Genomic DNA, 25394 nt, shown 5'->3' with positions numbered 1-25394 from the left:
TATGCAAACTGTCATCAAAGTCAACGGCAAACAGTATACGACAGATGTTGAGCCACGGTTGCTACTTGTAGATTTTCTCCGCGATATTCTAAATCTAACGGGAACAAAGAGTGGCTGCGATACGGGACAGTGTGGTGCTTGTACAGTAATGCTGAATGGCGTATCAGTCAAAAGCTGTACAGTCTTAGCAGTTCAAGCTGATGGTAGCAATGTCATGACGATTGAAGGCGTTGCTCAAAACGGTCAACTTAGTGCATTGCAAGAAGGTTTCTGGAACATGCACGGGCTACAGTGCGGTTACTGCACGCCAGCTATGATTATGTCACTCATGGATTTATTACAAAATAACCCTAAACCTAGCGAAGCAGAAATTCGAGATTGGCTGGATGGTGTCTTTTGCCGCTGTGGTGTCTATCCAAACGCCGTTCGCGCCGTACATTATGCTGTAGAAAAAAATGCTGTAGAAAAAATGCAGATGGAATCTGTAATAGCTAAGCCGGAAACCGTAACGGCTCATGAATGTTTACCAATTGCGCGAACAGCTAATGTACCTCTAAAGGCAAAAAGTCAATGAGGAACGTTGTTGCTGATATCAAACGCTGGTGGAATCAGGGTGACTCTGTGGCACTAGCAACTGTTGTCTGCACTCAAGGCTCAAGTCCCAGAGAACCTGGAGCTGTCATGGCTGTATCGAGTAGCGGCGAGGTCGCTGGTTCTATCAGTGGCGGGTGCGTTGAAGGAGCAGTCGTTGAGGAAGCACTAGCAGCGATCGCGCTGAATCAGCCACGGCTATTAACATATGGAGTGGCAGACGAACTGGGCTTTGTGGTTGGTTTGACCTGTGGAGGCACTATTCAAGTTTTCGTAGAACCCCTCATGCAAAAGTGCTTTGGGAGCGAGCTGCCAATGAATTTTGTCTTTGATGCCATCTGCAAAGCATCAGAGCAGCCTATAGCACTCTGTACGTTAGTTGAGGGGACGAATGTTGGAGCTAAGATGTTAGTGACCGATCGCGGTGCGATCGCTGGTTCTCTTGGCAACGCAGAGCTAGACCAGGTGGTGTCTCGTAACGCTCAAAGGCTGTTAACTCAGGGATGGAAAAACTTGAGCTACTACGGTGCTAACGGCGAATGCGGGCAGGCGGATGTGGCAATTTTTATTGAGTCCTTTGTACCCCAACCGCACTTCATTGCGATCGGGGCTGTTGATTTTGCGCGATCGCTTTGCAAGCTAGGTAAGATATTAGGCTACCGAATAACCGTATGTGACGCTCGGTCTCGCTTTGCCACACCAGCACGCTTTCCTGAAGCTGACGAGATCGTGGTGAACTCGCCCGGTCAGTATCTGCAAAGCATCCAGATAGACGCTCGTACCATTATTACCGTACTCACTCACGATCCTAAGTTTGATGTTCCTGCGCTCATAGCCGCAGTACGAACACCAGCAGCTTACATTGGCGCGATGGGAAGCCGCAAAGCCACCGCAGATCGAATTCGTCGTCTGAAGGAAGCTGGACTCACTGAAACTGAACTGGCTCGGATTTGCGCCCCAATTGGGCTAGACATTGGTGCTAACTCTTTAGAAGAGACGGCTGTGTCAATTATGGCTGAAGTTATCGCGCTTAAGAGTGGACGTAGCGGCTGTAGGCTTTCTCAGACCCAACAAAAATCAATTCACGTCAAGTAAGCACATGGGACAGGTTGCTATTGCTATCCTTGCTGCTGGTAGAGGTTCTCGGTTTGGCGGGAATTTTCCTAAACCTTTAGCAATGTTTAGGGGGCGATCGCTAGTTTCCTATGCTCTTAAGGCTGCTGATGATAGCGGTCTTGCCCCAATTTTACTTGTCGTCGGTTACAATTCCCAGCAAGTAGCCGCCGCAGCCTTACCAGGAGTGAGTATAGTACATAACCTACAATGGCAAAGTGGAATTGCTTCAAGTCTAAAACAAGCTCTGTGGATGTTAGAGCCGAATAAATCTATTGATGCTCTCTGCATTGGACTTGCCGACCAACCATTCGTGACGGCTGCTTGTTATCGTCGTCTCGTAGCTGCATACCATGAAGGAGCTTCTTTTGTTGTAGCTACCTATGAAGGATCTCGGCGCAACCCCGTCCTCCTTGCTCGTTCGTTGTGGTTTGATGCCATGAAACTTGAGGGGGACGAAGGAGCCAGACAGTTGATGCGAGTTTACTCAGTTGTGGAAGTCAGTTGCGATCGCATCGGTAATCCACATGATATCGATACTAAGGACGACCTTCAACAATTGGAATCTGAAGTGATTTCCAAGCACCGGACAGAGGGTTAAGCTCTGAACGATGCAAACAATAGACCTCCTGCATGAATCAAAAAATCATGGATGTCATTCTGTTGGCGAAGCCTTCCCGAAGGGTACGCAACGCAGTGTAGTGAAGAATCTCCCAGATGTTTCGCTTCGCGTGTGGATGACAATTCAAGTATTCACGCAGGAGGTCTAATGATACTGACCTAGAGTATAGAGGCGTGCTTCAGCACGAGTAAAGTGCTTTCCTAGTTTTTGCCCAAAAAGCTTTCAGCACACTACTCTGTTGGGAGAGTGCTTCTAACGCCACACCTGTTGCAAACGACTTACGACTTCACACATGGCAGAATAATTTCGCATTTAAAAATGTCCCTACTGAGAGGGATGGTTAGGGTTCATTAAGACAAAATATTTTACCTAAAAAGAATATGATGTCTGCTCAGCACCGATTTTTGCAACACAACCCCGGAATTAAACCCATATCAATAATGTCTGATTTTGTTCCAAGTTTTTCACTTTTTTAGCTCTAAGCTAAGGTATCAAATTCAACATTCAAGTAACTGTAGTGACTATTAAGACAAAGAAACTTACAAACAGAACGGATTTCATGCCATAGCTTAGTTGTCAACGATTGCACGTACTACTTAGTTGGCTCTCCGAGCTTCTGGTAGTACGATGGCACAAACTAAAAGTAAGTAACCAAAATGCTACCTCAAGTAAAAAATGATTCCAAATCATTAATTCAATTTCATAAATCTTTATGAGAACGGTAATGCAATTAAGTCAAGCAATAGGTTTATTACGCATGTTTTCAACAATAGTAATTCTAGAACTTAGTACGTATTCAGAAAGGAATTAGAGATGGTTAAGATCGCTTCTCCAGCCGCTAATTTAGATCTTCGCGCACCTATCTTTACAACCTTAAGTAAGGGAATTAGTGTAGATTGGGTGCAACGCATCATACTAGTTTTAGTAGATTACATACTTCTATCTCTGGCATGGCATACCACCCAGACTCTTTGCACTCCTCTAGATTTTCCCTGGAAGTTGAATAACTTACTTTTACCGATTCCGATTGCTCATATTGGGATAATGGTAGCACGAGGATTATATAAATCTAATGAAGAATATTGTAAATATGTAAGCTCAATCGAAGCCCTAACTTTATCGCATCTTTTGCTACTATCGATTGTCTTTTCCTATCAATCACATCATTTCATTCCCTGGTCTACTTTCTTTTGGGCTTGGTTACTCAGCGTATTGTTCTCTTTAGCTGGACGACTATGCGCGAACTTTACTACTAACAAGCTACGCCAACAAGGTACAATCTGTAATCCAATTTTCATTATTGGTTTTCCTACAGATATTGTAAAAGCTACCCAGTTATTAGTACAAGAAAATCATTACAGAATTATAGGATATTTGCCAATTTACGCATTAGAGAAATATGGTGTAGACAAAATAGTTGATGAAATTACTAGCTCAGGAGCAGTTGAAGTATTTGTCTGTTCTTGGCACAAAATAGAGCAAAGAATGTTTCTTTATTGGAGATTGCGTAATCATGGCATAACACTCAATATTTTGCCACTTAGCTTAGAAGAAATTGTAGAGGAGAAAATGGGAGCATTTTTATCACTAAAAAGCGGCATACCCTTCTTCAAACTTTCTCCTCCATTAATTGCAGGATTAGATTTTCGGATCAAGCGCTGTTTTGACTTTTGCCTAGCCGTTCTAATTATCTTAGTTTTATCACCTCTATATCTAGCGATCGCGCTTTTAATTAAACTAGATTCTCCCGGTTCTATATTTTATCAACAGACTCGCGTAGGTTTACATGGTAAACACTTCAATGTTTGGAAATTTAGAACAATGGTTAATAATGCAGACAAGCTTCAAAAGGAATTAGAAAACTTTAATGAAATGAATGACGGTATATTATTTAAAATTAAAAATGACCCTCGCCTTACAAAAGTTGGACGTGTTTTAAGACGTTATAGTTTAGATGAACTGCCCCAAGTATTCAACGTAATTTGTGGTGAAATGAGTTTAGTTGGTCCTCGCCCGCTACCGCTCAGGGACATTGAGCAACTTTCGGAAACTCAATTAATTCGCCACGAAGTTTTACCAGGAATAACTGGTCTTTGGCAAACATCCGGTCGTTCAGAAATTACTAACTTTAAAGATGTTCTGCTTTTGGATATTTTCTATATAGAAAACTGGTCTTTGTGGTTGGATTTACAGATTTTGCTAAAAACGATTGTGACTGTAGCTCAAAAAACAGGAGCTTACTGAAAAATACTTATCGCTTATGTATTAAAAAGATCTTATGGAATCTCAAGAACATCTTAATTTAGATTTGCAAAAGTATTGGGAGAGCCTAAAACGCAATTGGTTACCTGCTGTAGCTACTTTTGGATTAGTTTCTGTCCTTGCAACCTTAGTAGCATGTTTGCAACAACCTGAATACGAAGCTCAAGGAAAACTCCTATTAAAAGTTAGCCGTACTCCTTCTCTAACAGGAGTAGGTCAACAATTAGGAGAATTAGATCCTCCTCTAGCAGCAAAGAGCAGTCCTCTCAATACAGAAATAGAGATTATTCGTTCTATTCCTCTGGTACAACAGACGATTAGTACCCTTAACTTAAAAGACCAAAACGGCACTTTTATAGACCCACAAACAATTATCAAACAACAGCTCGATGTAAAAAATATTGGAGCAACAGATGTGTTAGTAATTTCTTATAAAAGTCATGACTCTACACAAGCTGCGGTAGTAGTCAACAAACTCATGAACCTTTACATCACTAGAAATTTACTTGCTAATCGTACTGAAGCTGTTACGGCGAATAAATTTATTGCCAAGCAATTACCCATAGCTGAAGCTAGTGTCCGTCAGGTAGAAGTAGCTTTGCGCCAATTTAAGGAAAAAAATCAAGTCGTAGCTTTGGATGAGGAAGCTAAATCGGCAGTCAAAATTATTGAGGAGTTAGAAAACAAAATCAAGCAAACTGAAGCTGACCTTGCTGATGCTACTACTCGGTCAGTAAATCTTCAACAGAAAGTAGGCATGACTTCAAAGGATGCCTTGGCTATAAACTCTCTCAATCAGTCTTTAGGGGTGCAAAAAGTTCTGGAAGAATTACAACAAGTAGAAAGTCAAATAGTAGTCCAGCAAAATCGCTTTTCAGACAATAATCCTACGATTATCAGTCTAAAGCATCAAAGAGATAGCCTCAATTCATTATTGCACGATCGCGTTCAACAAGCACTTGGGACTCATACGCAAATATCCAATCAGAGTTTACAAATTGGAGAAAGTCAACAAAAACTAATTGAAAATTTTGCTGCTACGGAAGGAACGCGCTTGGCTATACATAGTCGTTTGGCTTCATTATCTAAAGCTCAATCTAGCTTTAAAAAACGACTCACGACTCTACCCAAATTAGAACAGGAACAGCGAGAGCTACAGCGAAGACTAGCAGCAGCTCAGTCTACTTACCAAACCTTGTTACAGAAATTTCAAGAAGTGCGGTTGGCAGAAAACCAAAACACAGGTAATGCTACTATAATTGAAAACGCCTTAGTTCCTACAAAAGCTTCTATTCACAAACCAGCTTCGATCGTCATTTTAGGAATTTTATCAGGAATTTTTCTTTCTACAATTGCCGTTCTAATTTTAGAAATAACGGACAAATCTATTAAATCACTTCAAGAAGTCAAAAAAGTTTTTGGCTACGCAGTAGTAGGTGATATTCCTCAGTTTGGGAAAAAAGTTAATAGTCATCGTCAGGATGAACAGCAAAATATTCCACCAGTTTTTGTAAGAGAAATGCCTGATTCTCCCATCAGTGAGGCATTCAATATCCTTCAGGCTAATCTAAGATTTTTTCATCTATTACATCCAGCAGATAGTATATCGATTCAAGCCACTCACGCAAAAAGAAAAATTAAGCCATCTCTCAGTATCGGAACTTTTTTCAGTAGTTTAAAAAACTCTAATAAAGCCTTCAAAACAATTGTGGTAACAAGCTCTATCTCTAAAGAAGGTAAGTCTACAATTTCAGCTAATTTAGCCGCAACTATGGCAGAAATAGGACGTAAAGTTCTGTTAGTAGATGCAAATATGCACCATCCAATACAGCACCAAATTTGGAGATTGTCTAATACATCTGGTTTAAGCAATATTCTAAGCGGTCAAGCTGGATTTGAGGTCATAGAAAAGTCTGATGTGGCTAATTTAGATATTTTGACGGCTGGAGTCATACCGCCTAAACCTATAGCTCTGCTAGACTCTCCACGGATGGCTTTATTAATTGATTATTTTGCTGCTCGCTACGATTTTGTAATTATCGATGCGCCTGCTTTCAGCCATGCAGCTGATGCTCTCACTTTGAGTCATATGAGTGATGGCGTTTTATTTGTAGCACGACCTGGATTACTTAACTACGTCAGTGCTGATGCTGCTAAGGAGTTATTAGAGCGTTCTACTCAAAAACCTCTGGGTTTGGTCATTAATAATTGGAGCAAAGAAGAAAAATTCAATCATTCCTTAGTCTCTTTCAGAAAAAGGAATTTAAAAAACAATAACATATCCTCTAAAAAAATTTCTTTTAAATACAATGGCTATACTCATAATTCTACGTGAGAATTGACAAAGTTTTGGAAGGCTAAGTACTCGATCGCAAAAATCACTGCCAGCTAGTAAAACAAGCAAAATTGTTGAACCTTAGAAAAAAGTTGAGGAACATATGAAAAAAGTTTTAGGAATATTGGGGGGAATGGGTCCCCTTGCGTCTGCGGAGTTTTTAAAAACAATCTATGAGTTTAATCTTGCCGATAGAGAACAAGAAATGCCTGCATGTTTTCTTTACTCCGATCCGACAATTCCCGATCGCACGGAAGCGATCGCTAATGGCTTAGATGAGTTATTACTTAACGATCTAATTACAGTTCTAGAAACACTTTACTTATTGGGTGTTGATAAGATTGTCATCCCTTGTATAACTATACATTATTTTCTTCCCAAGGTTCCATCAATTTTGAGAGAGCAGATCGTGTCTTTGGTCGATTTAATTCTAGAAGAAGTCTTAAATAGGCAAGAACATCAACTTTTACTCTGTACGCGAGGAACGCTAAATGCATGTATTTTTCAACAACATAGATTGTGGAAATGGGCTGAACCATACATAATTGTTCCGCAAGCAGAGCATAAACAGATTCACAATCTGATTTATCAAATAAAAAAAGAAGGTATTCAGAAATCAGCTCTGGTTTTCCTCAATACATTACTAAATAAATATGAAGTAAATTCTTTTATTGCCGGATGTACTGAATTTCACTTGCTTGCAAAGTACCTTATCCAACATCATGCCCAATATTATCGCATCGTAGATCCGCTCTTAATTATAGCAACAAATTTAAGAAGATTCATCGATTTACAACCACACGATGCAGATTTTATAACTGTCGATTCGAGAAGGCGATCGCCTATTTATTCCTTCAATGAGCGTTAACCAAAACCAGTTTTTATTGGACGGTCAATATGTCACAAATACATAAATCACAGGGTAAGTATGTGAAGATAGTTTTTGCTCTACTACGCTTGTTTGGGTTCAAATCAATCCCAGCGATCGCCAAACTACTACAAACATACATACCTTTTCCCTTACTTCATTTATATAGAACGTACAAGTATAATCTTTCTACCGTAATAGATCGGCAGCTATCAAATCTTTTCCGAAATCAAGTAGTAACAACTAAAAAGTTAATTGCTAATAGAAAAACAATCTTGTTCTACCCAGAGTTTCCTACTTCTGGGGCAATTTACTATATCTGCCTCTTTCTAGGTTATAACGTCACTAATAACCCCGAAGCAGCTTTCGATCTATGCATTAAGTGGAAAGATGCAACTTTTTCCCCAAAGGATTACGTACTATTTCGATTATCAGTTCAAAATCCAATTCTTAGCATTGTCAATATAAACTGCGAAAATATTAGCAAAACATATGTAGATCGAGTATTTCATACTGTGTTTGGTTACAGCGTCACTGTAGATCCACTGACATATACCGGACAATGCGTGATGAAATCCGACCTAAACGGTCAGCACGACGGCAAGATAATTGCTTGTCCGATTGACACAGTAGAACCAGGTATTGTTTATAACAAACTCATCGATAATGAAGTAGAAGACGGCAAAGTACTACTACTAAGAGTTCCGGTATTTAAATATATAATTCCCTTTGTTTATTTAAAATACTTCCCAGTCGAACATCGCTTTGGTAGATCTTTTGCTCACCTAATTTCGGTACGGTTAGCGGAGGCTCAAGACATTTTTTCTGAAGTAGAAATTAGTAAAATTTTATGTTTTTGCCAAAAATTAGGACTGGATTATGGCGAATTAGACATACTCAGAGATAGAAGAGATCGACGATTGTACATTGTTGATGCTAATAATACTCCCTCTGCCACTATGATTTACAATCCTCTCGATCTACCTCTCGATAAGCAGAAATGTTTTCTGTCTCCCAGCGATCGCCTAATTGCTCTGCAAAAGTTAGCTCAAGCCTTTAAAACAGCACTGTTAAATCCATCAAAATTGTAACTAGGGTATCCTATGATGGACATCCGCCAAAAAGTAGTCAAAGGTGTAGTTTGGTCTGTGATTCAGCACTGGGGTAGTCAGACAATCTCCTTTGCTGTATTTTCTCTACTAGCTCGCTTACTTAAACCAGAAGAATTTGGTCTGGTTGCTTTAGCTAGCGTTTTTATTGCTTTGATGGAAATCTTTCTCGACCAAGGATTATCTCAGGCGATCGTTCAACGCCAGCAATTAGAGCCAGAGCATCTAGATTCTGCTTTTTGGGCAAACTTGACAGTTGGTATATTACTAACTATATGCAGCATCATTTTTGCTAAACCAATTGCTAATTTATTCAACCGTCAACAACTAGCACCAATCTTACAATGGCTGTCGCTGAGTTTTTTGTTGAACTCCTTCAGTTGCGTACAGCAAGCAATTTTTCATCGCGAATTGGCTTTTAAGTTTGTCGCGGCGCGATCGCTCTTGGCAACTCTAGGCGCTGGTACGATTGGCATTACTATGGCGGTTGCTGGCTTCGGTGTTTGGAGCCTTGTCGGTCAAAAGTTAGCGGGTGCTTTAGTAGGAGCTGTGGTTTTATGGAGTGCTAGTGACTGGCGACCAAGATTTTGTGTTTCTGTAAAACACTTCCAGGAATTATTTGCTTTTGGTATTAATGCGATCGGATTAAACGCAATCAATTTCTTTAATCGCCGCACTGACGATTTTTTAATCGGATATTTTCTCGGTCCTGTAGCACTAGGGTATTACACCATTGCCTATCGAGTGTTATTGGTCATGACGCAATTACTAATTACCGTCACTAATCAAGTCGCATTACCTACTTTTTCTAAGCTACAAGCAGAACCAGAACGATTGCAACGTGCGTTCTACGCTGTGACGCAACTAACAAGTCTCGTCGCTTTTCCAACTTTTATTGGTATGGCTGTGTTAGCGCCTGAAGTCGTACAGATCTTATTTGGCAGTCAGTGGCGATCGAGTATTCCAATTATGCAAGTATTAGCATTTGTTGGCATTCTCCACTCAATGTTTAACTTTAATTCCACTGTGATGATGGCTAAAGGGAAACCAGCTTGGAAATTGGGAATAAACTGTCTAACTGCTGTAGTTAATATTCTAGGTTTTGTACTAGTAATTCGTTGGGGAGTTGTAGCTGTTGCGTTAGCTTATGTTATTGGTAGCTACTTGACTTTTCCAATTTCTATATACGTAGTGCGTAAATTAATTCCTTTACAACCGATCGCCTATCTACGTCAATATGCGATCGCGATCGCGGCAACCTCGGTTATGGTAAGTGCTATTTTGGCAGCCAAATATTTTTTGCCTAGTTTGCTCTCTCTACCAGCCTCACTAGCGATCTATACGCTAATCGGTGCTGTTTTTTATGCTCTAACAATTTTCATACTCGCTCCAAAGTTATTTTGGCACATTCTGAGTTTCATGCGTTAGCTGATTCGCTCTGACAGAGAAGGTAATGAGATATGAACGATCGACCTTTAGTTAGTATAATTATCAATAATTGTAACTATGGTTGTTACGTTGACAAAGCAATTGAAAGTGCTTTAAATCAAACTTATTCTCATCTGGAAGTTATTGTAGTTGATGATGGTTCTATCGATGATTCTCGCGAAGTCATCGCTCGTTATCAAGATCGAGTCATTCCAGTTTTGAAAGAAAATGAGGGTCAGTCGTCAGCATTGAACGTCGGATTTAACATAGCTAAAGGTGATATTATTTGTTTCCTTGATGCCGACGATCTGGCTCTATTAGAAAAAGTTTCAGAAGTTGTCAATGTATTTAAAAATAACCCAGATATCGGTTGGTGTTTTCATAGCATTAAGGTAATGGATATGAAAACGGGTAAGTTGCTAAAACGAATATGCCATGACAATGTATATGTAACTATCACAGAGGAAACAAAGCAGTCGCGATCGCAAAAATGCGATTTTAGAGCGTCAATGCTCGAACGAGGAAAAGTCGATTTTATTATACCTCCGACCTCTGGTTTGTGCTTTACACGTTCTCTGCTAAAGCAAATTTTTCCCTTGCCTCAGTATAAAACTCATAAAACCTCAGCTGACCGCTGCTTGAAATTTTCGGCGATCGCGTTAAGTTCAGGTTTTTTCTTAGATCGAGAGCTAACTATTCAAAGAGTACACGATTGTAACGCTTACACTGCTAGGAGCGATCGACAACAATATATGGCAAGATCGATTTTAATTATGGCTAACTGGATGAGAGTTAGATTTCCAGAATTAGCAAAGTTTACTAATAAATCTTTCGCCAAAGGACTTAGCATTTACTGGCGCACTGGCGGAGTGGAAGCATCAGCTAAAGAACTTGTCAAAAAATATCTGGCTTCAATTTCAATTCTAGAAAGGCTGGGAATTAGTTTAAGAGCAGTTTACTATAGTTTAAAAATTTGGGAGCGATAATAATTCATGTGTTCGTTGTTGCAGTCGCTTTGTAGTCGATCCCCCAACCCCCTTCAAAAGGGGGTATTAGTTCCCCCCTTTTTGTTGCAGTCGCTTTGTAGTCGATCCCCCAACCCCCTTCAAAAGGGGGTATTAGTTCCCCCCTTTTTCAAGGGGGTTAGGGGGGATCGAGATCTGAAACTTCGAACGTTTAATTTCTGTATTTTTAATTGCAAATCTGCAAGAAATAAACATCAATTGAACTCAACTCAATAGAAGATGAAACTACAGATTGCTATCCAGAAAAACTTATTTGAAAAAGGATTTGTAGTTTTAGCTCTACTACTTTTCTCAGATGCTTTAATTTCGCTTTTCCGCCGTCAAGAAGGATTTGTACTTGATGCGACTGAAGGCGATCCAGTCATGCAAATTTTTTTATTTGGGGTCTATGCAGTCACCTTCTTCCTGATTCTGCTGCGGTGGAAAAGTGTTATGCAACTCGTACTTAAGGAAAAGCTGTTAATCCTACTAGTCGCGATCGCGCTTTTCTCCGTGCTTTGGTCTGTTGCACCAATAGTCACTCTTCGCCGTAGTGTAGCACTCGTCATGACAACTTTATTTGGGGTGTACTTAGCGACGCGCTACAGTTTAAAACAGCAATTGCAGTTGCTCGCGTGGACTCTAGGTATAGCAATAGTACTCAGTTTTCTGTTTGCGATCGCCCTGCCAGCTTACGGAGTTCACCAGGAAGGGGGACACATCGGTGCTTGGCGAGGAATCTTCGTGCATAAAAATGCTTTGGGTCGAGCTATGGGTTTAAGCGTGGTGTTGTTCTCGCTTTTTGCTCTTTATAGCTACAGATATCGATGGATTGCATGGACTGGTTTTGCACTTTCAGTTGCCTTAATGCTGCTGTCAACGTCAGCAACACCCTTTTTGTCTTCCCTAATTGTTCTCGCTCTATTGCCACTCTACAGCCTGTGGCGGTGGCGCAATCCTCTATTCATGCATTGTGTTGTCATGACAGTGACGCTTGGTGCAGCTATGGTTCTATGGCTTTTGAGTCAAGTGGAAGCAATTCTCGCTGCTACCGGACGGGATTTAACTTTTACCGGACGCACAGAATTGTGGTCTGTTTTGCTGCAAGCAATCCAAAAATATCCCTGGTTGGGTTATGGATATAGTGCCTTCTGGCTGGGTTGGCAGGGCGAATCTGGAAGGGTATGGAACGTACTGATTTGGGAACCTACATACGCTCACAATGGTTATTTACAATTAGGACTCGATTTAGGCTTACTAGGTATTGCAGTATTTGTATTGGGATTCTCGATTTACTTTGGGCGATCGCTGATCTGGGCGCGTACTAACCAAACTGCCACAGGAATGTTTCCATTAGCATTTTTGACATTCTTGTTGCCGTATAACATGACCGACAGCATTATCTTGCAGCAAAACAATATTTTTTGGATTTTTTATGTTTCAACGGTTTTCTCAATGACGATTCAGCCTCAGCCAGCTAAACCGCCTGCAACTCGGAAATTTTCAGCATAGGAAAACAATCAAATATGCTTCACAAACCTGTTGTCCTAATTTATAGAAATAATCTCCTGCCTGCCTCAGAAACCTTTGTGCAAAAACAAGCAGAAGCCTTACGGGATTTTATTCCTTATTACGTAGGCTCTCGTCTCGTACAAGGTTTGCAACTTCCTCAAGAGCGCCGGATCGCCCTCAACCAAGGTGGATTGTTAGGCTTGACAAATGAGCTGTCTTATAAGTTATGGGGGAAAACATCTGTCGATTTTGTGCGATCTTTACAGCGACTTCATCCCGCACTGATTCACGCTCATTTTGCCCCAGATGGGGCGATCGCTTTGCCACTAGCGCAATGTTTACAAGTCCCGCTCGTAGTTACGTTCCACGGTTATGACGCTACTATGCACGATAAGTATGCAAAAGCCTCCTTCTGGAGTCACCGCGTTTATCTGCGTCGTCGAGAGCTACTAAAGCAGAAGGCACGGCTATTTATTGCGGTTTCTGAGTCTATTAAGCGGAAGTTACTAGAGCAGGATTTTCCGTCAAATAAAGTAGTTGTACATCATATTGGTGTCGATACAGAAACTTTTCAACCCGATCCATCCGTGCAACGTCGTCCAATCGTGCTGTTTGTGGGACGGCTAGCTGAGAAGAAAGGGTGTAAATATCTGATTCAAGCTATGAACCAAGTACAAGCAGTAATGCCAGATGTGGAGCTGGTGATAATTGGTGATGGACCCTTAAGGGTTGATTTAGAAAACATGGCAGCGATAAAACTACGTCGCTATCGTTTTCTCGGAACGCAACCGCCACAAGTCGTAAAAAACTGGATGAATCAGGCGCTTTTGCTGGCTGCACCAAGCATAACGGCTGCTACAGGAGATTCAGAGGGGCTTCCTATTGTTCTCATCGAAGCTCAAGCAATGGGTTTGCCAGTTGTCAGTTCGATGCATTCTGGTATCCCTGATGCTATATTACACGGTCAGACAGGTTTCCTGGCTAGAGAACGAGATTGGAGGACACTAGCTGAATATATTTTGCTCTTACTTAACGACCGAACCTTATGGCAGCAACTTAGCCAAAACGGTCAAGCACGAGTCCGCACCCGATTTAATCTTCGCAGTCAAACTAGTATTTTGGAAGATATTTACTACACTACTTTGCGACCCAAGGTAAGCACACAAATAGTTCATAACTCAATCTCGCAATCCTAACTTTTCCCAATTTGTTACCTTTTTGTTCCTAGTTTGACACTTTTGTTGTTGTAAATTAAACATCAAGGTTGAAGATAACAGCTTCTGAGATTTACTATCAGGTTTGCCAGTTTATTTTCACCGAAAAACATCGAGTTGGATGTAACACTCTTCCCACCATGTAGTAGGGTGGGCATTGCTCACCTTTCCCTAAAGCTTAAATTGCTAAACACTAGTATTAACCATCTATAGCATTCCGATCGAACTGTACAACACGCAAAATGAATGTCATTACTCGTTTGTGATTTCGTAATGACAACTTACGACTTACAACTTCCAAATCTTATGCATCGATCGCAAGTGCTATAGATAAAAAGGAGTGAAAATGATGATGAAACTTATCAATCTAAAAGAACTAGTTTGTTCTTGGTTGGATGGAATTGAGATTCGTGACTCTAAAAAAGCCCATTTATTGTGTAAGGCAATTCCATCCAGTTGTCCGTTTGAGCGCGAAATCAAGTTCTTCAATCGCATCCTAGTTCATATTCCGCCCCTATGCAAGTTAAATCCTTTTTACGAGCAAGTGGTAAATCTTCGCTTTAAAGCCCTATGCTATCTAGCGGACGAATGCGGAGAGGATATAGCAATATATTGCTAGTACTTAACGCTGTCAAAAAATTAGTTAAGCAGTCATTGCAATTTTTGCAGAATTTAAGGGCTAATGACAGTGTTTTAGAACTGTAAATATGGAACGCAAAAGTGTGATACGCAGGCTTGGCTACTTATCTGCTGCCCCACGAGCCTCTACTCGTCCTGACGCTGAAGCAGGCGGACCGCGATCGCATATGTTGGGAGTGATGAGAGCTTTTGCAGCTCTCCAATGGCAAGTTCATCCTTTTATTGTAGGCGATCGCGTCCCGCGTAGTTGGGTGACAAAAGGCTCGGAGCGCGCCGTAACAGCAGGATTTGTTCGGACTCTTGGATCGGATTTAATCCGCTTGTACATGAGTAACCTCAATGCAAGACGAGCTTGGCAAGAATTAGCTCAAAAGGTAGATTTGGTTTACGAGCGTCGTGCTGCGTTGCAGTCTCTAGGTTGGATCTTCAAGCAGCACGGTATTCCCTGGATCTTAGAAACTAATTCCCCTTTGTTCTACGAAACAAAAGCAGAGCGAAAGAATGTTGTTTTAAGCGATCTCCAACGTCAATTGGAAATTCAAGCCTACCGAGAGTGCGATCTGCTGGTCTGCGTCACCCAAGCACTCAAAGAGATTATCATTCGAGAAGCAGAGATTTCACCAGAGAAAGTCATTGTCTTACCCAACGGCGTAGATACTAGCGTGTTTGACTCCGAGGGTCGTCATCCCAAACGCATATTCGATAACTTCACAATTGGATTTGTCGGTAATCTTTACCCTTGGCAGGGTTTAGACGATTTGCTAGAAGTCCTTAACGATTTGCAAACGGATGGCTTCGATCTGTCTCTGGTCGTTGTAGGAGACGGTCAGATGCGACAAGAGTGGGAATCTCAGGCTCGTAGTTTAGGTTTATCAAACCGGGTCGAGTTTGTCGGTCAAGTTTCCTGGGACGAAGTACCCGATTATATCGCCGGATTTGACTTAGGATATTCCGGTCATGTCAAATTACAAATCGGTACAATGTATCATTCGCCGCTCAAAATCTATGAGTACATGGCGATGGGCAAACCAGTTTTAGCTTCGGCTTTTGAGGATGCCAAGTTCACGCTGCGAGATGGAGAAACCGGATTTTTGTTTCCTTCTGGCGATAAACAAGCGCTCAAATTGGCATTGGTCAGAGCTTATGAGTCGCGGGTAGCGTTACCAAACATGGGAGAGCTAGCTCGTCAAGAGATCCTCACTTACCACAGTTGGACTGCCCGCGTTCGGACATTAATTGAAACAGTTGAGCAAATCTTTAGGGATAGGGAACAATGAAGCAGTCCTATTACCTACTTGGAGTGTGGGTGAATGCATTGACAATCTCGGATCTCAATCGCCTCATTGCCGAGGCTGTTAAGCATGACGAACGATGGATTATTGCCAATCACAATTTACACAGTCTTTGCATCTACCACAAAGACCCAAAGATGCGTGCCTTCTACGATCGCGCTGACTACATACATGTTGATGGTATGTCTTTAATTTTGCTGGGGCGGTTGCTGGGCTTGCCTCTTAGACGAGAGCATCGAGTTACATATGTAGACTGGACAGATCATTTGATGGCGGTAGCCGCGCAGCAAGGTTGGCGCATATTTTATTTGGGAGGTCAACCAGGAGTCGTCGAGCGGGGTGCTAGTATACTACGACAGCGATTTCCTGGCTTGCAATTAGCTACAGCTCACGGTTATTTTGACGTACATCCGAGCAGTTCAGAAAACAGAGCCGTTTTGGACGCGATCGCCGCTTACCAACCGCACGTACTGATGTTGGGTATGGGTATGCCTCGACAAGAACACTGGATACTAGATAACCTCGATCGACTGTCTGCCAATGCGATTTTGACTGCTGGAGCTGCTATGGACTACGTAGCAGGAGCCGTACCAACTCCCCCTAGATGGGCGGGACAATTCGGTCTAGAGTGGTTGTTTCGCTTGCTGGCTGAACCGCAACGGCTCTGGCGGCGCTACTCAATTGAGCCTTGGTTGATCTTGAGGCTATTTGCCACTGAGTTATTAGTTAAAGAACGATGACTGGCAGACGTAGGTTTTTATTAGGTTTGGGCGCTTTGGCAGGTATAGGTGCTGGCGCTAGTCAAGCTCAGGCTGGGTACGATCGGCAGATATTAACGGCGGATACAGACGCAGCGATCGAGAATGCTTCTTTACGCGAATGGGCAGCAGCGAAGGGATTAATCTATGGAGCTGCTACGCAAGAATACATGCTGTCATCCAATCCGCAATTTGCCAGCAGCTTTGTTCGAGAGTGTGCCATGCTCGTGCCAGAAGATGAATTGAAGTGGAAAAGTCTTCGCCCTAGTCTAAACCGTTTTGACTTTACGCGCAGCGATCGCCTAGCTCAGTTTGCCAAAACTCACAATCTACTTTTTCGCGGACACACCTTGTTATGGCACGCCCGATTACCATCATGGTTTAAATCGACGGTCAACCATCGGAATGCCAGACAGATAATGCTGGAACACATCACAAAAGTTGCTGGGCATTATGCCGGACAGATGCATTCCTGGGATGTGGTCAACGAGGCAGTTTTTCCCGAGGATGGACGGTCTGATAGTTTGCGAATTACGCCGTGGTTGAGGTTTTTGGGTTGCGATTATCTCGATCTAGCGTTTCGCGCCGCATCTACAGCAGACCCGCAGGCATTACTAGTTTACAACGATTATGGTATGGAGTATGACACGCCTAAAGATGAAGCAAAGAGAACTGCTGTTTTAAAGTTACTAGAGCGTTTGAGATCTCAGGGAACTCCCGTGCAGGCTCTTGGTATTCAAGCTCACTTATGGGGGGGAGAAACTCGTTTTAATCCTGGCAAGTTGAAGGCTTTTCTAAAGGATATTGCAAGTCTCGGTCTGAAAATTCTAATTACCGAACTGGATGTGACAGACAAACACCTGCCATCAGATATTCATCTCCGCGATCGCCTAGTTGCCGGAATTTATCAAGAGTATCTGTCCGTGGTATTAGATGAGCCAGAGGTCATTGCCGTCATCACTTGGGGACTGAGCGATCGCTACACTTGGCTGTCTCAGAGGCAAGCACGCCGAGATGGGGAAGCGGTACGTCCCTTACCACTTGATGCAAACATGAGACGCAAGGAGGCGTGGAAGGCGATCGCCCGTGCTTTTAAGCAAGCGACACCTTTATAGGAGGGTCTCATTCTCAATTACAGTTGGTGCTGGCTTTGTCACATCCAACTTGCTCGATAATCCCGCACGAACTCTTCCATACTAATAGGCGATCGCTGTAACAAATGTCTGACATCTTCGGTAACTTTTGCTGCCAATCCCAAACGTGCTGTAGTGTAAATTCCCAGCATTACCACAATCAATCCAGGCTGTAACCCTCGAACATACATTTTTCGGGCAAATTTTAAGAAAGAAGGATGAGTGTAAACGATTTGTCTTCCTAAAACATTTGTAAAGATCTCGGCGACTTCATAATAGTCCAGTGCCTCGCTTCCAGTCAGCGGATATGCTCGATCCTCATGTCCTGGTTCAGTCATCACTTTTACGGCGATAGCGGCAATGTCCCGCACGTCAATAAAACTTGTCTTACCTTTACCTGCTGGGACAAAAATCTCGTTGCGATCTCTAATATCCTGACAATGCGTTGTACTCAAGTTCTGCATGAAGAAACTTGCCCGCAGAAAGGTATACACTAGACCAAGAGATTTAATGTAGGCTTCGATCTTAGCGTGGGGAACGATCGCCATGCGTTCTGCTCCCAGGAGAGATAGAAAGACAACGCGATCGACACCTGCTGCTTGGGCTATTCTCAGCGCGGGATAGATATATTTCTTTACCTGTGAAATCGCAGGTGGTCTGACCAAGAACAATGTATTAATCCCCCGAAAAGCAGGCTCAAAGCTTTGGGGTTGCTCAAAATCAAAAGCAACAGACTCTACACCAGAAGGTAGGTGAATGCGCGAATCAGAATGACTTCGTACAGCAGCTTTGACTGAATATCCCCGTTTGCTCAGCAAACGCACAACTTCAGAACCAACATTGCCTGTAGCGCCCGTTACCAAGATGTTATTACTCATTCCCGCATTCTCTCAAATGTTTGGAGAAACTGCAAATGATGATGTGTTGTCTTCACAGCATTAAACTTTGGAATGTCTATAGTAAAAATATTGAAGATTGCATTACTTTCCTATTGAAAATTCAGTAATTGGATTGTATTTATCTATTGAGTAAGTTGATATTACTCATAGTGCAATTTTGTCTTGCACTATGGTTATCTTTCCTATCATTTAAATTCGATTGCACGCGGAGAAGAAAGCAAAAGAATGCGAACTTACTCCGAAAGATTTAGCCTTGCGATCGCTTTTTATAAACTCTAAACTTCTGAAAAGAAACAGCACTGTATGAGCGTTATACCGTTGTGGCTCAGGAGCGCGCATTGAAGGAGAGCGATGTCAAATGTGCGAACAGTGCAAATTAAGGACATCGATGGTGTGGAGTTTTTATCGCTTCCTCCACTTTGTTACCATCGAGGGGAGGCGCAATCCTCCATCAGAGCGGTCTTAGATGGTTTACGTCGAGTGTCCTCCTTCATTAATCGTTAAAAGCCGAAAAGATTACCTTGCTGACTGGAAGCAAGCGATCGGATTCCATTGGAATCTCCCTGAACAGTTTTGCAACATTTACTGCTGACGAGATAGACCCTGGTTAACTGCTCGTACAGCAGTTTGTTTGTTTCGGTCGGTAGGTAATCAAGGTAATAAATTTCAAGTTCGCTGCGGAATTCTTCATATATTGCAGTCGAACTTCAATTGAGTCTTCAGTTCTTTTAAATCTTTAGTTCTATAGGAATCCGGTTTGATTATCGAAAAAACCTCAATATGGGTAGGGTGTGTTACGCGCTTGCTTAACACACCAAAAACTGAGAGTGATGCGTCACGCCAAAGGCTAACGCATCCTACGTAGATTTCAAAAATTAAATATGAGTCCTATAGTTATCTACTTTTTGTCTTTACTGTATACCGCATACAGTCAAAAGAATGCTAACTCACTCAAAAAGTTTCACCCTAGCAACCTGACGCTTCCTATCTTAAGATTTTTTTAAGATTTAATTTGCACTCTTAAATGTGTAGTGTAAAAATTCTGCAAACATGAGGATAAACTGATGAAAACTAATTTAGTTACGAGTACCAGTCTGCTTGCTGCCGTGAACGACAATAACCTCGAATTAGCAAAAAAATTGATTGCTAGCGGAGCGGACGCTAACCAAACGGACAGTTATGGAAATAGCCTGCTCATAATTAGTGCTGCCAATGGTGACTCTGAAATGGTCAGGCTGTTGCTTAACTCTGGTGCTAATATTCGTGCGGTTGACTCTAGCATGAAAGGAACTGCACTTCACGCCGCTTCTTATCTGGGGTATCCAGCAGTGATGAAAGTTCTAATTGAATATGGGATCGATCTCAATGCTCAGGGTCCTTACAACGGGTATTCTGCTCTCCACGATGCGGTTGTGCAAAATAATATTGAAGGGGTCAAGCTACTCGTAGATGCGAGCGCACAGTTAAATACTAGAAGCAAGTATGGGGATACCCCTTTGGAGCTAGCAATGAAATGTAGGCGTAGAGAGATTGTTAGCATTCTCGCATAGGTAAAAACCCAATCAATTCTCGAATGGACAACTGTTAACTACTCTCAAAGATACGTCGCCATTCCAGCAAATAGACATAGTATTAATGGAATGTCAGCTAGTTGAGAGAATTCTACCTCGACACTCTCCAAAACCAACTCTGGCATAGCCTTCCTGCTCGCAGTATCCGCGCAGCTCAATTTCATCTCCGTCATTTAGGTAGGAACTTACCTCGCCTGTTGGCAGTTGAATCAACTTTGAGCCACGCTGAGTGATTTCGAGTAAACATCCTTGCGTTCCTGCTTCAGCACCAGAAACTGTGCCACTGGCTAGCAAATCTCCAGAGCGGAGATTGCAACCATTACTTGAGTGGTGAGCGAGCATCTGAGCTAAAGTCCAATACATCGATTTGAAAGAAGCGCGACTTAGGCGCAACGGCTGCATTCCCATAACACGCATTTGCTCTGAGCAGACTAGTGCTTCTACCGTAAGGTCAATGCCACCTAGTTTAGTATCATGTGCTGAGGAAAGATAAGGCAGTGGTAGCGGATCTTCCTGGGGACGTTGAAAAGATGCACAACGGAATGGTGCTAGAGCTTCTAGGGTTACTACCCAAGGAGAAATTGTCGTTGCGAAGCTTTTGGATAAGAAGGGACCGAGGGGCTGATATTCCCAAGCTTGAATATCTCTTGCCGACCAATCGTTCACCAAGCAAAGCCCAAATATGTGTTCCTCCGCATCATCAATTGAGATGGGGTGACCTAGCTGATTTCCATTACCAATGAAGAAACCAACTTCCAGTTCGTAGTCCAAATGTTGAGAAAATCCGAAACTTGGCACTGACTCCCCAGAACTTCTCCTCTGACCCTTAGGACGCGCGATCGCAGTTCCGCTAGGCACGATGGAAGAAGCACGACCGTGGTAAGCGATCGGGACGTATTTGTAGTTAGGCAGGAGTGGATTGTCGGGACGAAACAACTTACCAACATTAGTGGCATGAAAGATCGAAGCGTAGAAATCAGTATAGTCGCCTATATCCGCAGGTAATAAAAGTTCTGCCTCAGACATCGAGTAAAGAATTTTGCTTTCTAAGGGGGGATTTTGGGCATCGGCTCGTAAGAGCTGACTCAAGCGATCGCGCAATGCTGAGGCTGCTCTACTTCCCATCGCCATCAATTGATTTAATCTAGGTGCAGTACATGCAGCTTGTAGTTCCTGGGAAAGTTCTTGCAGCAATCCAGTTTGACAACACGCAGTTAAATCTAAAATTCGATCGCCAATCGCCACCCCAATTCGAGAATTATTGCTGTTCCGAGGTCGAAACACGCCAAACGGCAGGTTTTGGATCGGAAAATCAGTGTCCTTTTGATTTGCCGATTCAACCCAACTGCGTAAATTTGGATTGTGGGTGCGATTGATGGGACAGATCATGAGGGAGACAAGGGAGACACGGGGGACAAGGGAGCAATTCAAAATTCAAAATTCAAAATTAAATCGCGCACCACACAATTACCAATTACCAATTACCAATTACTAATTTAAAACATGCTTGAGGTCGTTGACTGGCTCTTGAAAGGAGCAGGAACCGAATGAGCGGAAGAAATGTTGTCGAGCTGCTTCTATCTCTAAAATATCTAAACAGCGATCGCGCCAGCAAATACTATCTTGTTTGAATTGGAAAGTGTTGCTGGATGCTTGGAGAAGTTCTAAGGCTTCTGTTGGCGTGACTTTTTGCCAGTATGCGAGTGCTGCTAAAGTTGCCACATTCAAGAAGCCATGCATTAATGTGGCAGGACTGTCTGGTTCGCTGGTCAAGGGATATTGAGCTGGTAAGGGGTGGTGCAAACCTGCGGTTGCTTTAAAAGGAACTTGGGCTTCGGCAAATGAAAAGATGCATTGGCTCAATTGAGTAACGCTGGGAAAAGCATTGATGGTTGCGCCGCCAGTACGAATTTTAGCTGCTGCACCAGTATGCCGCAGAACCTTTAAATATGGCTTTAAGTCGCTATTAAAGGGAATTTCAAAAAATGCTTCAACTCCAGTAGGAAGAGCGGACGACACTCTTTCTATTTCTGGAGGTGAAAGAGGAGAAAATTCAAGAGCTGCGATCGCTACCTTGTTGCCAATGTGAAGGGATTGCACCTGCTCGATTTCCGATTCCAGTCCCGAAAGAATTACACTGAGCGACCAATGCTTTAAAGAAAACGCCGACAATAATTCCGCGAACTCCGACAAACGGGAAATTGGGATGACAAAGCGACTCAGCATCCAAGCGTAGGGTGATGCCGAGTCTTGGACGTAATTTTCCATTGCTTGTCGCAAGTCAAGCTTTGCTGGGGGAAACAGTCCGGCATAGTCTACAGCTGAGGTGAGAAGTGCTTTTAGTGATGCGAGCATTAGATCTCATTTCCTCCTGACGCTCTGATTTAAAACGCGCCTCTGTTGCTGTCCGCTGCTGTGTAATCTCTACTCTTAAATTATCCCCTACCGCTGGCAGAAGTTATACACGAAGTTATACATCTGATTGAACCCGATCGCAAACAGACAGCTTTCATACTATGAATACTAATCAATAATTGATTAGTGTTCATAACTCAAGGAGCGTAACGCGAAAAAGTGGAGTCAGACCAATTTTTCGAGAGTATGCATCTTGATATGAATAGACTCAAAAAACCAAGCATGATTCAACTGGATTACAAGGAGCGATCGTTATGGTGAAACTTCTCAATCTACGGGATTTGGTTGACCAATGGTTTGATAAGATAGAAGTGCGCGATCGCAAGATTGCCAAATTATTATGCCAGTCGATCCCAGCAAGTTGCCCTTTTGAACGAGACATTAAGCTTTTTGGGCGTACTTTATTTCACATTCCACCTCTGTGCAAGCTAAATCCTTTTTACGAGCAATTGGTTAGCCTGCGGTTCAAAGCTCTGTCCTATCTAACGAATGAATCTGATAAGCATAAAGCACTATATTGCTACTAATGAAAGTGCCTTACGGCAAACAAGTTTTACTAAGCGATCTTTTGAAGCAATAAAGATCTCCCCAAGCTACTGCCGCAATTGTAGACAGTCAGTCGGTAAAACTGGAGTTTAGACTAAATAGCCGAAAACAAAGAAAGATAGGGGATGCACTTGAACACAGTTCCCCTATTAGCAGAATCGCCAGAACAGTATGATGTGCGTTAGCGCAGTTATCACTATTCTTCTGACCCCTACCGCTAATCGAAAAGTCCCAGTTGCTTCACTGGGACTACGCTCGGATTTACCTAATTAGCTGTAGCGTATAGATATAGCCTCAAGCTTTAACTTCAAACGGGTGCTTCATCTTCCCCTAACTGCTGCTCTACTTTACCAATCGCCGCATTAATGCCTGCTAATTTTGTCTCTAGATCGTCTCGCATCCACTTGAGAAACCAAAGCCTACGTTCTAAAAAGCTTTTGCGAGACATAGGTTCGCGCTCCTTTGCAGCTACTACCCCAAAAAGGAAACATAGCTTACCTCAAAAAGTTATTTCTATTTATTATTGTGTCTCTATTCGCACTGCGGCGGGTAGGAAAATCGTAGAGAGAAAACCGATCTATGTCAGCCTGTCCCCATCGTAGCTTCTTCGTCTTCATCGCGATGCCGAGGGTGAAACGCGCTTGTCTCGACCATCGCCCATATACCAGCAGTCTTTCTCGCAGTCCAAACCACCAGAAGGGGGTTTTTGTGGCTCAATAATATATAGCATGACAAGCAAAAATTTTTAATGTCCCCGATCGCTTTTCCCTAATGACATGGAATCAAAAATTGGTAGGATTTTGCTAATAGGAGTGACTGGCGGCACTGGCAAAAACGCAGTCAAGGGATTTCTCGATACTGGAGCGACTGACTTACACGCCATCACTAGAAAAATCGACCTGAGCCGCCCCAATTTGTCAAAGATAAGTGATGCAGGCGTTGAGCTAGTTGAGGCTAACTTGGATGATGAAGCATCGCTTCAAGCAGCTTTGAAGGGAATTTCGGCTGTCTACTGCCACGGTTTGTCTGCCGATGCTGCTAAACCCGATCCACAAGAGATCGAGAGAGCGCACCGACTGGCACGAGCGGCTGTTAATGCCAAGATCCAGCATTTGGTGTATAACTCCGCTGGTGGAGCAGATAGAAATTCTGGAGTCAGCCATATCGAGCAGAAGTATCAGGTGGAGCAAGTTTTCAAACAGGCTGGCTTGCCAACAACTATGCTCAGAGCTTGTCTATTTATGGAAGAGTTTTGGAAGAAGTACACGCGACCATCCATCCTCAAAGGGGTCTTCTCCTTTTCGCTTCAGCCCGACAGACCGCTACATCTAATTACAACTAGGGATATGGGACGCATTGCTGCTTATGTGATGAAAAATGCACAAAAGTACATTGGTCAAGAAATTGAGCTGGCAGGCGACGTGCTAACTCCTTTACAAATGGCGCAGAGCTTCTCTGAAGCACAGTCCATGCCAGTTGTCTACAGAGAAATACCTGCATGGATATTTCTACTTCTTTGGCGATGGGAACTATTTGCCCTGATTAAGTGGTATCGCACGCAAGGCTATCAAGCCGATGTTAGGCGCTTAAGAGAAGCGGAATTTCCCAGACTCCTGACTACATTTAGTGAATTTCTGGCAGAAACTCACTGGGCAAACAAAGAACTTACTTACGAAAATCTGTGAGCAGAGGCGATCGCTTCCTATCCCTTCTAATCCTCTCATCAAGCTTCGGCACTTTCCGCACCGTGCGCGTGGAAGCAGTGGTAGAGGGTTCTGCAAGTGAATTGGCGGATAAGCTAGAACTGACTAGCGAACTGAATCGCAGCGAAGCAGAGAGCGTCGCGCTGTTAAGCGGTTCCTTTATCAATACTTTGGGTAGAGGAAATCCTACACTAGGACTTGCCACAATAGCAGGTTCTACCCTATCCAACTTCCAAGACAATATTACCGAGATTGGTGAGGTTTTAAGCATTGATGAATTACGCTTTCCTACCGCAGCAGTAGAAATTGGAGCGTGGCTTTTTTTGAGACTTATGTAGCAGGTTCGCAGCAATACCGTCCCTATCTGAGTGCTGATTATG

At 42.7% G+C, this 25394-nt stretch carries 22 protein-coding genes and 1 pseudogene; 19 read left to right on the top strand and 4 right to left on the bottom strand.

Annotated elements, in window-relative coordinates; all coding sequences use genetic code 11:
- Nucleotide 1: 1 nt before the first annotated feature.
- From M5J74_RS11330 to M5J74_RS11260, 15 genes are all read left to right on the top strand, one after another.
- The gene (locus M5J74_RS11330; RefSeq protein WP_250017128.1) at nucleotides 2–574 is read left to right on the top strand and encodes a (2Fe-2S)-binding protein; all 573 of its coding nucleotides are present in this window, start codon (nucleotides 2–4) and stop codon (nucleotides 572–574) included.
- The gene (locus M5J74_RS11325; RefSeq protein WP_106166594.1) at nucleotides 571–1686 is read left to right on the top strand and encodes an XdhC/CoxI family protein; all 1116 of its coding nucleotides are present in this window, start codon (nucleotides 571–573) and stop codon (nucleotides 1684–1686) included. The genes M5J74_RS11330 and M5J74_RS11325 overlap by 4 nt, the downstream gene beginning before the upstream one ends.
- 4 nt (nucleotides 1687–1690) lie before the next feature.
- On the top strand, nucleotides 1691–2305 hold the full coding sequence (locus M5J74_RS11320) for an NTP transferase domain-containing protein (protein ID WP_015154210.1): 615 nt from the start codon (nucleotides 1691–1693) through the stop codon (nucleotides 2303–2305).
- 834 nt (nucleotides 2306–3139) lie between these two features.
- A complete protein-coding gene (locus tag M5J74_RS11315) occupies nucleotides 3140–4570 on the top strand; it encodes a sugar transferase (protein WP_250016686.1) in 1431 nt (476 codons plus the stop codon).
- A 34-nt stretch (nucleotides 4571–4604) separates the two neighbouring features.
- Complete coding sequence (locus M5J74_RS11310; protein WP_250016683.1) at nucleotides 4605–6923, top strand: polysaccharide biosynthesis tyrosine autokinase; 2319 nt, start codon at nucleotides 4605–4607, stop codon at nucleotides 6921–6923.
- Between the two features lie 103 nt (nucleotides 6924–7026).
- Nucleotides 7027–7791, top strand: coding sequence for an aspartate/glutamate racemase family protein (locus M5J74_RS11305; RefSeq protein WP_250016680.1), 765 nt, complete (start codon nucleotides 7027–7029; stop codon nucleotides 7789–7791).
- 62 nt (nucleotides 7792–7853) lie between these two features.
- A complete protein-coding gene (locus M5J74_RS11300; protein ID WP_250016678.1) occupies nucleotides 7854–8882 on the top strand; it encodes a hypothetical protein in 1029 nt (342 codons plus the stop codon).
- 12 nt (nucleotides 8883–8894) lie between these two features.
- Entirely contained in the window at nucleotides 8895–10328 is a 1434-nt protein-coding gene (locus M5J74_RS11295) for a lipopolysaccharide biosynthesis protein (protein ID WP_250016676.1), read from the top strand.
- Between the two features lie 32 nt (nucleotides 10329–10360).
- Nucleotides 10361–11314, top strand: a complete 954-nt coding sequence (locus tag M5J74_RS11290; protein WP_250016673.1) for a glycosyltransferase family 2 protein — start codon at nucleotides 10361–10363, stop codon at nucleotides 11312–11314.
- A gap of 258 nt (nucleotides 11315–11572) precedes the next feature.
- On the top strand, nucleotides 11573–12844 hold the full coding sequence (locus tag M5J74_RS11285; protein WP_250016672.1) for an O-antigen ligase: 1272 nt from the start codon (nucleotides 11573–11575) through the stop codon (nucleotides 12842–12844).
- Nucleotides 12845–12858: 14 nt separating this feature from the next.
- Nucleotides 12859–14040 carry a glycosyltransferase gene (locus tag M5J74_RS11280; RefSeq protein ID WP_250016670.1) on the top strand — a complete coding sequence of 394 codons (1182 nt, stop codon included), beginning with the start codon at nucleotides 12859–12861 and terminating at the stop codon, nucleotides 14038–14040.
- 364 nt (nucleotides 14041–14404) lie between these two features.
- The gene (locus M5J74_RS11275) at nucleotides 14405–14677 is read left to right on the top strand and encodes a Mo-dependent nitrogenase C-terminal domain-containing protein (RefSeq protein WP_106168782.1); all 273 of its coding nucleotides are present in this window, start codon (nucleotides 14405–14407) and stop codon (nucleotides 14675–14677) included.
- A gap of 88 nt (nucleotides 14678–14765) precedes the next feature.
- A complete protein-coding gene (locus M5J74_RS11270; protein ID WP_106215998.1) occupies nucleotides 14766–15974 on the top strand; it encodes a glycosyltransferase family 4 protein in 1209 nt (402 codons plus the stop codon).
- A complete protein-coding gene (locus M5J74_RS11265; protein ID WP_250016668.1) occupies nucleotides 15971–16729 on the top strand; it encodes a WecB/TagA/CpsF family glycosyltransferase in 759 nt (252 codons plus the stop codon). Before M5J74_RS11270 ends, M5J74_RS11265 begins: the two co-directional genes overlap by 4 nt.
- Complete coding sequence (locus tag M5J74_RS11260; RefSeq protein WP_250016667.1) at nucleotides 16726–17862, top strand: endo-1,4-beta-xylanase; 1137 nt, start codon at nucleotides 16726–16728, stop codon at nucleotides 17860–17862. Before M5J74_RS11265 ends, M5J74_RS11260 begins: the two co-directional genes overlap by 4 nt.
- A gap of 38 nt (nucleotides 17863–17900) precedes the next feature.
- On the opposite strand, the gene M5J74_RS11255 is transcribed toward M5J74_RS11260, so the two are convergent.
- Nucleotides 17901–18758, bottom strand: coding sequence for an SDR family oxidoreductase (locus M5J74_RS11255; RefSeq protein WP_106168779.1), 858 nt, complete (start codon nucleotides 18756–18758; stop codon nucleotides 17901–17903).
- A gap of 1085 nt (nucleotides 18759–19843) precedes the next feature.
- Here M5J74_RS11255 and M5J74_RS11250 point away from each other — a divergent pair.
- Nucleotides 19844–20329 carry an ankyrin repeat domain-containing protein gene (locus M5J74_RS11250; protein WP_250016665.1) on the top strand — a complete coding sequence of 162 codons (486 nt, stop codon included), beginning with the start codon at nucleotides 19844–19846 and terminating at the stop codon, nucleotides 20327–20329.
- 93 nt (nucleotides 20330–20422) lie between these two features.
- On the opposite strand, the gene fahA is transcribed toward M5J74_RS11250, so the two are convergent.
- Both fahA and M5J74_RS11240 read right to left on the bottom strand, forming a co-directional pair.
- The gene (fahA, locus tag M5J74_RS11245) at nucleotides 20423–21739 is read right to left on the bottom strand and encodes a fumarylacetoacetase (protein WP_015154196.1); all 1317 of its coding nucleotides are present in this window, start codon (nucleotides 21737–21739) and stop codon (nucleotides 20423–20425) included.
- A gap of 102 nt (nucleotides 21740–21841) precedes the next feature.
- The gene (locus M5J74_RS11240) at nucleotides 21842–22705 is read right to left on the bottom strand and encodes a hypothetical protein (RefSeq protein WP_250016664.1); all 864 of its coding nucleotides are present in this window, start codon (nucleotides 22703–22705) and stop codon (nucleotides 21842–21844) included.
- A 314-nt stretch (nucleotides 22706–23019) separates the two neighbouring features.
- Here M5J74_RS11240 and M5J74_RS11235 point away from each other — a divergent pair, with 314 nt between their 5' ends.
- Entirely contained in the window at nucleotides 23020–23292 is a 273-nt protein-coding gene (locus M5J74_RS11235) for a Mo-dependent nitrogenase C-terminal domain-containing protein (protein WP_015154194.1), read from the top strand.
- Between the two features lie 326 nt (nucleotides 23293–23618).
- Here M5J74_RS11235 and M5J74_RS11230 read toward each other — a convergent pair.
- Nucleotides 23619–23802, bottom strand: a pseudogene (locus M5J74_RS11230) (hypothetical protein).
- A gap of 285 nt (nucleotides 23803–24087) precedes the next feature.
- On the opposite strand from M5J74_RS11230, the gene M5J74_RS11225 reads away from it, so the two are divergent.
- A complete protein-coding gene (locus tag M5J74_RS11225; RefSeq protein ID WP_015154193.1) occupies nucleotides 24088–24996 on the top strand; it encodes an NmrA family NAD(P)-binding protein in 909 nt (302 codons plus the stop codon).
- Complete coding sequence (locus M5J74_RS11220) at nucleotides 24993–25352, top strand: translocation/assembly module TamB domain-containing protein (protein WP_071925431.1); 360 nt, start codon at nucleotides 24993–24995, stop codon at nucleotides 25350–25352. The genes M5J74_RS11225 and M5J74_RS11220 overlap by 4 nt, the downstream gene beginning before the upstream one ends.
- Nucleotides 25353–25394: the final 42 nt, after the last annotated feature.

It is taken from the genome of Chroococcidiopsis sp. CCNUC1 (assembly GCF_023546805.1).
Lineage (GTDB): Bacteria > Cyanobacteriota > Cyanobacteriia > Cyanobacteriales > Chroococcidiopsidaceae > Chroococcidiopsis > Chroococcidiopsis thermalis.
The sequence above is the reverse complement of the archived record's forward strand: the minus strand, read 5'-3'. Positions and strand labels throughout refer to the sequence as shown.

Coding starts and splice junctions, on each gene's coding strand:
- M5J74_RS11320 (WP_015154210.1), top strand. CDS start 1,691: ATGGGACAGGTTGCTATTGCTATCCTTGCTGCTGGTAGAGGTTCTCGG.
- M5J74_RS11330 (WP_250017128.1), top strand. CDS start 2: ATGCAAACTGTCATCAAAGTCAACGGCAAACAGTATACGACAGATGTT.
- M5J74_RS11325 (WP_106166594.1), top strand. CDS start 571: ATGAGGAACGTTGTTGCTGATATCAAACGCTGGTGGAATCAGGGTGAC.
- M5J74_RS11235 (WP_015154194.1), top strand. CDS start 23,020: ATGGTGAAACTTCTCAATCTACGGGATTTGGTTGACCAATGGTTTGAT.
- fahA (WP_015154196.1), bottom strand. CDS start 21,739: ATGATCTGTCCCATCAATCGCACCCACAATCCAAATTTACGCAGTTGG.
- M5J74_RS11225 (WP_015154193.1), top strand. CDS start 24,088: ATGGAATCAAAAATTGGTAGGATTTTGCTAATAGGAGTGACTGGCGGC.
- M5J74_RS11270 (WP_106215998.1), top strand. CDS start 14,766: ATGGAACGCAAAAGTGTGATACGCAGGCTTGGCTACTTATCTGCTGCC.
- M5J74_RS11285 (WP_250016672.1), top strand. CDS start 11,573: ATGAAACTACAGATTGCTATCCAGAAAAACTTATTTGAAAAAGGATTT.
- M5J74_RS11240 (WP_250016664.1), bottom strand. CDS start 22,705: ATGCTCGCATCACTAAAAGCACTTCTCACCTCAGCTGTAGACTATGCC.
- M5J74_RS11260 (WP_250016667.1), top strand. CDS start 16,726: ATGACTGGCAGACGTAGGTTTTTATTAGGTTTGGGCGCTTTGGCAGGT.
- M5J74_RS11295 (WP_250016676.1), top strand. CDS start 8,895: ATGATGGACATCCGCCAAAAAGTAGTCAAAGGTGTAGTTTGGTCTGTG.
- M5J74_RS11265 (WP_250016668.1), top strand. CDS start 15,971: ATGAAGCAGTCCTATTACCTACTTGGAGTGTGGGTGAATGCATTGACA.
- M5J74_RS11315 (WP_250016686.1), top strand. CDS start 3,140: ATGGTTAAGATCGCTTCTCCAGCCGCTAATTTAGATCTTCGCGCACCT.
- M5J74_RS11275 (WP_106168782.1), top strand. CDS start 14,405: ATGATGATGAAACTTATCAATCTAAAAGAACTAGTTTGTTCTTGGTTG.
- M5J74_RS11290 (WP_250016673.1), top strand. CDS start 10,361: ATGAACGATCGACCTTTAGTTAGTATAATTATCAATAATTGTAACTAT.
- M5J74_RS11305 (WP_250016680.1), top strand. CDS start 7,027: ATGAAAAAAGTTTTAGGAATATTGGGGGGAATGGGTCCCCTTGCGTCT.
- M5J74_RS11250 (WP_250016665.1), top strand. CDS start 19,844: ATGAAAACTAATTTAGTTACGAGTACCAGTCTGCTTGCTGCCGTGAAC.
- M5J74_RS11310 (WP_250016683.1), top strand. CDS start 4,605: ATGGAATCTCAAGAACATCTTAATTTAGATTTGCAAAAGTATTGGGAG.
- M5J74_RS11255 (WP_106168779.1), bottom strand. CDS start 18,758: ATGAGTAATAACATCTTGGTAACGGGCGCTACAGGCAATGTTGGTTCT.
- M5J74_RS11280 (WP_250016670.1), top strand. CDS start 12,859: ATGCTTCACAAACCTGTTGTCCTAATTTATAGAAATAATCTCCTGCCT.